10 protein-coding genes are annotated in these 9,150 nt (G+C 69.8%); 5 read left to right on the top strand and 5 right to left on the bottom strand.

Annotated elements, in window-relative coordinates; all coding sequences use genetic code 11:
- The coding region (locus AC08OJ_RS16110; RefSeq protein ID WP_476596157.1) for an HAD family hydrolase at positions 1-347 on the top strand (347 nt) is incomplete at its 5' end.
- A gap of 334 nt (positions 348-681) precedes the next feature.
- Here the strand turns inward: AC08OJ_RS16110 and AC08OJ_RS16105 are convergent.
- The gene (locus AC08OJ_RS16105) at positions 682-1,182 is read right to left on the bottom strand and encodes a Uma2 family endonuclease (RefSeq protein WP_476593877.1); all 501 of its coding nucleotides are present in this window, start codon (positions 1,180-1,182) and stop codon (positions 682-684) included.
- Positions 1,183-1,211: 29 nt separating this feature from the next.
- On the bottom strand, positions 1,212-1,616 hold the full coding sequence (locus AC08OJ_RS16100; protein ID WP_476596156.1) for an ArsR/SmtB family transcription factor: 405 nt from the start codon (positions 1,614-1,616) through the stop codon (positions 1,212-1,214).
- A 109-nt stretch (positions 1,617-1,725) separates the two neighbouring features.
- Between AC08OJ_RS16100 and AC08OJ_RS16095 the strand changes: the two genes are divergently transcribed.
- The 3 genes from AC08OJ_RS16095 (at position 1,726) to AC08OJ_RS16085 (ending at position 5,995) form a co-directional block, all read left to right on the top strand.
- On the top strand, positions 1,726-3,750 hold the full coding sequence (locus AC08OJ_RS16095; protein WP_476596154.1) for a heavy metal translocating P-type ATPase: 2,025 nt from the start codon (positions 1,726-1,728) through the stop codon (positions 3,748-3,750).
- Between the two features lie 168 nt (positions 3,751-3,918).
- Positions 3,919-5,256 carry an ATP-binding protein gene (locus AC08OJ_RS16090; RefSeq protein ID WP_476593871.1) on the top strand — a complete coding sequence of 446 codons (1,338 nt, stop codon included), beginning with the start codon at positions 3,919-3,921 and terminating at the stop codon, positions 5,254-5,256.
- A gap of 181 nt (positions 5,257-5,437) precedes the next feature.
- Positions 5,438-5,995 carry a flavoprotein gene (locus tag AC08OJ_RS16085; protein WP_476593872.1) on the top strand — a complete coding sequence of 186 codons (558 nt, stop codon included), beginning with the start codon at positions 5,438-5,440 and terminating at the stop codon, positions 5,993-5,995.
- Here AC08OJ_RS16085 and AC08OJ_RS16080 read toward each other — a convergent pair.
- Positions 5,980-7,095 carry a baeRF2 domain-containing protein gene (locus AC08OJ_RS16080; RefSeq protein ID WP_476593873.1) on the bottom strand — a complete coding sequence of 372 codons (1,116 nt, stop codon included), beginning with the start codon at positions 7,093-7,095 and terminating at the stop codon, positions 5,980-5,982. The two genes, AC08OJ_RS16085 and AC08OJ_RS16080, sit on opposite strands and share 16 nt — an antisense overlap.
- Before the next feature lie 600 nt (positions 7,096-7,695).
- The gene (locus AC08OJ_RS16075) at positions 7,696-7,935 is read right to left on the bottom strand and encodes a GNAT family N-acetyltransferase (protein WP_476593874.1); all 240 of its coding nucleotides are present in this window, start codon (positions 7,933-7,935) and stop codon (positions 7,696-7,698) included.
- 14 nt (positions 7,936-7,949) lie between these two features.
- On the opposite strand from AC08OJ_RS16075, the gene AC08OJ_RS16070 reads away from it, so the two are divergent.
- Positions 7,950-8,390: an NUDIX hydrolase gene (locus AC08OJ_RS16070; protein ID WP_476596153.1), complete on the top strand. Its 441-nt coding sequence runs from the start codon at positions 7,950-7,952 to the stop codon at positions 8,388-8,390.
- Between the two features lie 160 nt (positions 8,391-8,550).
- Here the strand turns inward: AC08OJ_RS16070 and AC08OJ_RS16065 are convergent.
- A partial coding sequence (locus AC08OJ_RS16065) for an aminoacyl--tRNA ligase-related protein (protein WP_476596152.1) occupies positions 8,551-9,150 on the bottom strand: 600 nt, incomplete at its 5' end.

The following is a 9,150-nucleotide window of genomic DNA, read 5'->3' as shown; positions in this document are numbered from 1 at the left end:
CCACCGAAGCATTCACCCGCCTCACCGCCTACGGCGCCACCCTCGGCGTCGTCTCCGCCGCCAGCACCGCCACCGTCCACGCCGACGCCCACACCGGCGGGCTCAACCCCCTCCTACACTTCCTCGACGGCGACGTCACCGACAAAACCCACCAGCTGCGCCAACGCCGCACCACCACCCGCGCCCTCTACATCGGCGACACCGCCTACGACATCCACAGCGGACGCGCCGCCGGCTACCAAACCGTCGCCATCACCAACGGCTACACCCCCACCCGCACCCTGCACACAGCCAGACCCGACCACATCATCGACTCCCTCACCGAACTCCTCGACCTCCTCACCTGACAGGAAGGCCCGCGCCCAGACGGGCGCGAACCTCATGCCACCTCCCAGCCGATCAACCCCGTAGGCTGTACTGTAGGTAGCGCCGAGGACACGAAGGCCAACCCGGTAGGAACCGCCGGGTCATCGTCGACGAAGGCCTGCTTATCCACGACGAGATCTACTTCAACGCCGGACGGCTCGACCTGTCCGTCGCCCTGTCCGTCTTGGACTACCTGCTGCTGGCCTGGCCGGACCGTCGCGCCCATCGCCGCACGACGCCCTAGGCGGACAGGAGCCAGCGCCCCGGCCCGTCGCACTCGGCGCTCCTTCGCGGAGCGCCGGCAAAGGATGGGTATCAGAGCTGACCGAAATCGATCTCTGCCGCGAAGGGAGCCGAGACCTTGACCACGCCGGTGAATACCTCTCCATCCCGGTAGGCCCCGCTCGCCGGATCGAGGACATAGGTGTACACCAGCGGAACACCGGTAGCGGCCTGCTCGACCCGCCAGTAGAAAGCGATGCCGGCCCTGGCGTACTGGTCCACCTTCACGATCCTGTCGGTGGTCTCCGACCCCGGCGAGACGATCTCCACAACCAGCAGCACGTGCTCGGGACGGGTGGGCGTGACGTCGATCGTGTCCGCGCGATACACCACGACATCCGGACGGCGATTGGTGAGCGGCACGCCCTGCAGCCGGACGTCGAAGTCCGTATCGGCGTTCCAGTCCGCCCCCGCGGCCACCTCCAGAGCGCTCGATGGGCACCGCCTTGCCTCTTGCCCGGATCCCTCTTCCCCGGACCATTGACCGCGAGACTTGGCCGTCCGCGCCTGGGGACGGCGCGACCTCGCCTCCACCGGCACGGGCGGGATACGTGGTCGGCGCGTCAGGCGCTCGGGGCGGTCGCCGTCTCCCGCTCCGGCTCGGCGTCGGTAGCGGGGGTGTCCGCGAAGCCGAGGCCGAGGTGTTCGACATGGTAGAGGGCCTGGTCAAGGAGCTCGGCGACGTGGTTGTCGTAGAGGGAGTATACCACGGAGCGGCCTTTGCGGGTGCCAGCCACGAGGCCGAGATGGCGCAGCAGGCGGAGCTGGTGGGAGCAGGCGGACTGCTCCAGACCGACCTCGGCGGCCAGCTCGGTCGCGGCGAGCGGGCCCTCGCGTAACCGGGCGAGGATCAACAGTCTCGACGGGGCCGCCAGCGCTTGGAGAGTGGTGGCGACCTTCGCGGCGCTGACCGCATCCAGGCGGGTACGCGGGACGTAGCTGGCAGGCGGTGCGGCTCCATGACCCACGCAGCCATGGTATACGCCCAATCATGCTTACATGAGCATTTGTTCATCTGTTCTTGTATGGTGGTCGAGCTGTCACTGTGCCCGTCGCGCGCAAAGGATCCCGCTACCGATGTCGATCGCCATGGCCCGTCCGACGACGGCTGCCCGCGCCGCCGGCGAGGCGGCGGCGCGCAGGCGCCACACCCGGGTTTTCGCCTTGCCCGAGAGCCGCTGGGCGGCTGCGGCGCTCGTGCTGTTCCTGTTGGCGCTGCCGCTGTACCTGCTGGGAGCGCCGGCGTGGGCGTGGGGGCCGTTGTATGCGGCCGTGTACGTGACCGGCGGCTGGGAACCGGGCTGGGCGGGCCTTCAGGCGCTGCGGGCGAAAACGCTGGATGTGGACCTGCTGATGGTCTTGGCCGCGCTGGGAGCGGCGGCGATCGGGCAGGTGCTCGACGGGGCACTGCTGATCGTCATCTTCGCCACCTCCGGGGCGTTGGAGGCGGTCGCCACCGCCCGGACCGCAGACTCCGTGCGCGGCCTGCTCGATCTGGCGCCCGCCACCGCCAGCCGCCTGGACGACGACGGCACCGAGGAGACGGTGCTCGCCGAGCGGCTGAGGACGGGCGACACCATCCTGGTGCGGCCCGGCGAACGCATCGGCGCCGACGGCAGGGTTCTGGACGGGGCGAGCGGGGTGGACCAGGCCACCATCACCGGCGAGCCGCTGCCGGTGGTGAAGGAGACCGGGGACGAGGTGTTCGCCGGCACCCTGAACGGCACCGGCGCATTGCGGGTGAAGGTCGAGCGCGACCCGGCGGATTCGGTGATCGCCCGGATCGTGGCTATGGTCGAGGAAGCCTCGAAGACCAAGACCTCGACCCAGCTGTTCATCGAGAAGGTCGAGCAGCGGTACAGCCTCGGCATGGTCGCGGTCACGGTGGCGCTGTTCACGCTACCGCTGCTGGTCGGCGCTGCCTTGCAACCGACGCTGCTGCGCGCCATGACCTTCATGATCGTCGCATCGCCGTGCGCGGTCGTGCTGGCCACCATGCCCCCGCTGCTGTCCGCGATCGCCACCGCCGGCCGCCACGGCGTCCTGATCAAGTCCGTGCTGGTCATGGAACGCCTCGGCCAGGTCGACGCCGTCGCGCTGGACAAGACCGGCACCCTCACCGAAGGCACCCCTCGGGTGACGGACATCCAGCCGCTGGCCGCCTCCGGCCTTACCCAGGACGGCCTGCTGGCGCTGGCGGCGGCGGCCGAGCACCCCAGCGAGCACCCGCTGGCCCACTCCATCGTGGCAGCCGCCCGCACCCGCGAACTGGACATCCCGCCGGTGGAGACCTTCACCTCCACAGCCGGCACCGGCGTGACCGCCACCGTCAACGGCCATCCGGTCGCGGTCGGCAGCCCCGTACGGCTGCTGGGCAGCCGCTCCCGGCACCCGGCCGCCGCGGTGGCCGCCCGCCTGGAAGAAAAGGGCCGTACCGCGGTCCTGGTCATCCTGGACGACACCCCGGTGGGTGTGCTGGGCATCGCCGACCGGCTGCGCGACAAGGCCGCCGCCACCATCACCGCCCTGGCCACGGCGACCGGCACCGCGCCTGTCCTGGTCACCGGCGACAACCCGCGCGCCGCCGCCCACCTCGCCGCCGAGGTCGGCATCGCCGACGTCCGCGCCGGTCTACTACCCCAGGACAAAGTCACCGCTGTCCAAAACCTCCAGCAGGCCGGCCGGAAGGTGCTGATGGTCGGCGACGGCGTCAACGACGCCCCCGCACTCGCCGCCGCCTACGCCAGCATCGCCATGGGCCGCGCCGGCTCCGACCTCGCCCTCGACACCGCCGACGCCGTGGTGGTCCGCGACGAACTGGCCACCATCCCCGCTGTCGTCGCCCTCGCGCAGCGGGCCCGCCGCCTGGTAGTGCAGAACCTCGTCATCGCCGCGTTGTTCATCACTGGCCTGGTGATCTGGGACCTGATCGGCACCCTGCCGCTGCCGCTGGGAGTCGCCGGCCACGAGGGCTCCACCGTCATCGTCGGCCTCAACGGACTGCGTCTACTCACCGACGCCGCCTGGCGCCGCGCCGAGCGGCCAGAACACTCGGCTGAGATCGCCCGTCCTGATCATCACCACCGGAACGCGCAGGAGTAGGGGCCGCCCCGCCCAAGGGAGCACCTACAGGCACGAAGATTGCCTTCGGCCGGGGGTGGCGGTCCCAAGGTCCCGCCAGAAAGCTTCGTCAGTCCCTGCTGATCGGGGCGGAACAGAAGGGCATTGTCGAGTCGACGATCCGTCGGTGACCGACTTGAAGGAGCCAGCGTGCCCATCTGGCACATCCGTCCCTACGAGACCGTCGACTACGCGGCGACAGTACGCCTGCTGGAGGAAGTGCGGAGCACCCCGGGCGGCCCGCCCATCAACCTCACCGACACCGTGCTGGCGCTGCGGCACGAACTCCCGGACACCGAGTCCCCCGCGGTGGTCGCCGTCGCGGGCGAGCATCTCGTCGGTGCCGCGGTCGGGCGCAAGGAGGGCGGCCAGGGCCGGGTGCTCACGGTCGCCATCGCGCCCGCCTGGCGTCACCACGGCATTGGCTCCAGCCTGTTGCAGAGCGTGGAGAACCTGCTCCTGCACGCCGGCTGCCGGCGGATCACCACGCTGATCACCCCCGGGCAGCCGGGTGAGGAGGCGTTCCTCAACCGCGGCTTCACCGCTACCGGGCAGGTACTCTACGACAAGCAGGTTCCCCTGCGCCCGGCGGACGTCTCCACCGTCGAGCGGTGGGGCGGCGCGCTGCTGAGCACCTCCGAGTGGTCCAACCTCGCCGGGATGGAGGAGGAGCGCGCGCTCATCGAGAAGCGGCTGCTGCTGCCGGTCCGGGAACGGGAGCTCGCCGAGGCATACGGAGTCGTCATCCCGACGGCGATGCTGCTGTTCGGGCCGCCCGGCACCGGCAAGACGTCCTTCGCCCGGGCGGTCGCCGCCCGGCTGGAATGGCCGTTCGTCGAGCTGCTGCCCTCACGGCTGGCCTCCGGCGGCAGTGGGCTCGCCGCCGAGCTGCGGTCAGCGATCAACGACCTCATGGGGGTCGAGCGGGTCGTCGTGTTCATTGACGAGGTCGACGAGATCGCCCAGTCACGCGAGACCCGGCCGGAGAACCAGTCCGTCGTCAACGAGCTACTCAAGGCGATCCCGCAGTTCCGCGGGGTGCAGGGCCGGCTGCTGATCTGCGCGACCAACGCGGTCTCGGCGCTGGATCCCGCGTTCATCCGGCCCGGCCGGTTCGATCTCGTCCTCCCTGTCGGGCCGCCGGACGCCAAGGGGCGCCGGGTGCTGCTCGAAGGGCTGCTGGACCGGGTCGCGAACAAGGGGGACATCGATCTGGACGCCGTCGTCGCGGCCACCGACCTGTTCACGCCGGCCGATCTCTCGGCGGTCGTGCAGCGCTCCGCCGCCGCCGCCTTCCACCGGGCCGCCGACGGGGCGAAGGTCGGCGCCGGGGCGGGAGCGGAGAGCGGCGGGGGCGGCCACGGCCCGGTGGTAACCCCGTTGAGCACGCAGGACCTGCTGGATGCCGCCCGGCTGGCCCGGCCGACGATCAGTCTTACCGAGCTGGACCGCTTCCGTCGTGACGCGGAGGCCTTCACCCGGATCTGATCTGCCCCGCCCCGGCAGGGACGACCTGCACCGGATCCGGATCAGGATCCGGTGTTGATAACTTTGATTTTTCGGTATAGAAAAGCATTTCCTGACCCGAGGACGAGACGCGGCACGACAGAGTGCTCGACGAGACGAAAACCGCAGCGATCTTCCAAAACGATCACAATGAGGTTTCGCCATGACCGACGGGAATCGCAATCTCTACGTATTCGCCTGCGGTGGCGGGTACCCCGCCGGGGACCTTCCCGCCTTCGTCAAGCAGGTGCAGTCCGCCGGCTGGGACGTGCGGGTGGTCGCCACCCCGTCGTCTTTGCAGTTCATCGACGCCGACCTTCTCACCGACCTCACCGGTCACCGGGTGCGGTCCGAGTACGTGCTGGTGGAGGACGACAACGAGGAGCGGCCGGCATCCGACGCCATCGTCGTCGCACCGGCCACCTTCAACACCGTCAACAAGTTCGCGGCGGGAATCGCCGACACCCTTGCCCTGAGCCTTCTCAACGAGACGATTGGCTCGGGCATCCCCGTCATCATCGCCGTGGCACCGAATCCTACGCACGCCAAGCACCCGGCGTTTGCCGCGAACATCTCGTCCCTGCGTTCGTGGGGAGTCCAGGTGATCTACAATCCGGAGGGAGTCTCGCTGGCGGACATCGACGGCATCGAGGAGTGGAAGGCACTGTTCCCCTGGCAGCAGATCATCGACGCGCTCGACGCAAGTCACGGGGACGGGTAGCGCAGCAGGGCACCGAGACCGTCGGCCGGTGCGCCGGGCAGATCGGTGGGCAGGACCCGCACGGCCGCGCCGGTGCCCCAGGCGGCCCGCACGGCCAGATCCGCCAATCGGCCGGCGGCCGGTGGTGACCCGGCCCGTCCGGCCCGGCGGGCCCGCCGGGCCAGCGCGCCCGGCTCGGTGGCGACGTCCGCGGGCTCCGGCCCGTACCAGGCGGCCCGGTCGTCGCCGGGATCGTCGACGACGAGCAGCGTGCCCACCTGAGCACGGACGAGCGCGTCGAGCGTCGCGGGCACCCCGTCGACCGCCCGGCCGTGTGCGCGGTCCTCGGCGAAGCGGTCGAGCACGGCGCGGGTCCGGTCGCGAACCTCGGCCTCGACCAGCTCCCGCACCTCCCGGGAATGGAACCGGTCGTTCCGCCCGGGGTGGCGCCCCCCGTGTTCGAGCTGGTGAACCAGCGGGGTCACCCGGGGCGGCAGATGCTTGCGCAGCAGCTGCACGGCCCGGACGTCTCCCGCGAGAACCACCAGCGCGGCGTCCACCCGCTCGGTCAGCTCGGTCACCGCCTCAGCGACCTGCGCGGCGTTGTGATCCCACGAGTCCTCGGCACGATCCTGGTAGCGGCGCTGCGACCAGCCGCCGGGGGCATTGCGCTCGATCTCGTCGTCGGAGCCGACGACCTCACCGGCGAACCGCAGTCCGTCCCCGGCCACCCGCAGGTCGGCGCCCGTCCGGTCGGTGAGCACGACCACGCAGGGCACGCTGCTCTGCCGGTAGGCGAGCATCGGCAACGTACAGGGCAGCGAGCCCCAGACGGCCCGGTCCGCCACCTGCCGTCGCAGCCGATGACACCAGACGACCCTGCCATTCGCGGCGCACACCGCGAGAGCGGCGTTCTGCGGGCCGAGGGATGCCACGACCTCGTCCAACGCGCCCAGCGTCGCGCCATCCGCCCCGTCGGCGGCCAGGCTGTCGCGCAGGCGCCGCCACCGGACCGCCCGATCCGCCGCAATCCCGTCCATCTGATCGGACAGGCCCAGGTACAGCGTCGCGCACGGGCTCGGGACGGCGAACAACTCGTTGATCTCCGCATCTGGGATCACGGCACCGCGGCCTCCTGTTCTCCGCTCCCGCCGGTCGGCGAGCCGATCCTCCAGGGTCCAGGATGGGCACCGACCGGCCCTTCGGCCCGGCCCCTTCGGTCGCTCCCAGCCATACCCATCATCGGCGCGACGGACCGTCGGCCGCCCGCCAGGGCTTCATCCGGGCGCGGCCGGTACATGTTGCTGCTGACGGCTCGAATCGGCCCGAGTTCGACTCTTCGCCGGCCTCGACCTGGTCAAGCCGGGCATCGTCCCGCTAGAAGCCCCCGCCGGAGGTCACGCGCCGGACCGACGGTCTGGCGCGGCGTAGGAGGGCGGCATGGGGCGTACCGGGACGGCTTGGGAGCTGTGGGAACCGGCGAGCCTGGCCGAGGTAGTCGCCCTGTTCACCGCCCAACCGCCAACACAAGGCGGCTGCAGATCATGCTTGACGGAGAGTGGAGGTGCCGGCGCGATCCCCGCGTCCGTCGCCCGGTCTTAACGAGCGGCCCGGCAGAGCCCTCCATCTCCCGGAAATGACGACTATGGCTGTCGGCGATGCTGTCAATCACACCATCGCAGGATAATGGCGACGAGGTCGGTGTCTGAACCATCTCGCTCTCACCCTGTCTCTACAGGAAAACCAGCGGCCCGCCGCAACTTGTCGCCTTCCAGTCGATAGAACGCCTTGCCCTCGAACACTGGCACGCCCAACTCGACATAGAAGCGCTGGGCGTCCTGGTTGGTGGCTTCAGTCTGCCACTCCACACGGCTGCAATCGTGCTTCATGGCAAGCTCAAAAAGCGCGTGCATGAGTTGCTTCCCGACACCCTCACGCCGCGCCGCTTCAACCACGTACAATTCTTTGAGGAACAGTGACCGCGAGAGTCCGACAGCGGGCCGAGGCCGAGCGCGACGAGGTACAGCAGTTCGTCGTCGGCGCAGTTGTCCAGCACGACGGCAAGGTGCTACTTCTCCAACATCCTGAGGACGATTTCATGGGCGGGATTTTCGAGCTGCCCAGCGGAAAAGTCGAGCCGGGTGAGGCGCTGGATTCGGCGCTTATCCGGAAGGTCGAGGAAGAAACCGGCCTGCACGTGACCGCCGTCCGCGATTACCTCGACAGTTTCGACTACGCATCAGGAAGTGGTAAGAAAATCCGACAGTTCAACTTCGCCGTGGACGTGGCCAGCCCTGAGCCGGTCGAACTTCAGGAACACGACGCCTACACCTGGACGCCACTCACCGAGGAACAGCCCGTGACGGACGCTGTGAAAGACGTGCTGAGTAAATACCGGGAGCTGCGCGGCGTGTAAATTTCAGCCCAGCCACAAAGAACGCGGCCCCATACTGATACTCGCCAATATGGGGCCGCTTGGTATGTCGACGCATGTCTATTGAGAACACCCGCGGGTCGGGCGCTCCCCCGCGCGTCGAGGCCAACCGGCGGGCAGCGGGCGGGCCACCGGGTGCCGGCTACGGGCGGACACCGGCCTCCCGGGGATTGGTCCATAGATCGGTGCCGTGCGCGCTTGTCAGGAGATCGATGCCGGCCAGGACTTCCGCGGCGGGCCGGGCCTCCAGGCGGCGCCCGTCCCGCAGCCGCAGGGAGACCCGCTCGTCGGCTGCCTCCCGGGCACCGATGATCGCCTGGTAGGGCACCAGACGAGCGGCCCGGACCCGCGCGCCCAGGGTGCCGCGCTCCGGACCGGCGACCTCGGCCCGCAGTCCCCGGTCGGCCGCCTGCCGGACCAGCGCGAGGGCGTGGGGTACCTCGGCGTCGGAGATCGGAAGGACCACCAGCTGGACGGGCGCAAGCCATGGTGGAAAGGCACCGCCGTGCGACTCGATGAGGTGGGCCACGGCCCGCTCCACGCTGCCGATGACGCTGCGGTGGACCATGACCGGCCGGCGCATCGCGCCGTCCGGGCCCGCGTAGTGCAGATCGAACCGTTCTGGCTGATGGAAGTCGATCTGCACGGTGGACAGGGTGGCTTCACGGCCGGCGCTGTCGACGATCTGCACGTCGATCTTCGGTCCGTAGAAGGCCGCCTCCCCCTCCACGGCCTCGTAGGC

Source organism: Frankia sp. CgKIO3 (assembly GCF_977946435.1).
The sequence above is the reverse complement of the archived record's forward strand: the minus strand, read 5'-3'. Positions and strand labels throughout refer to the sequence as shown.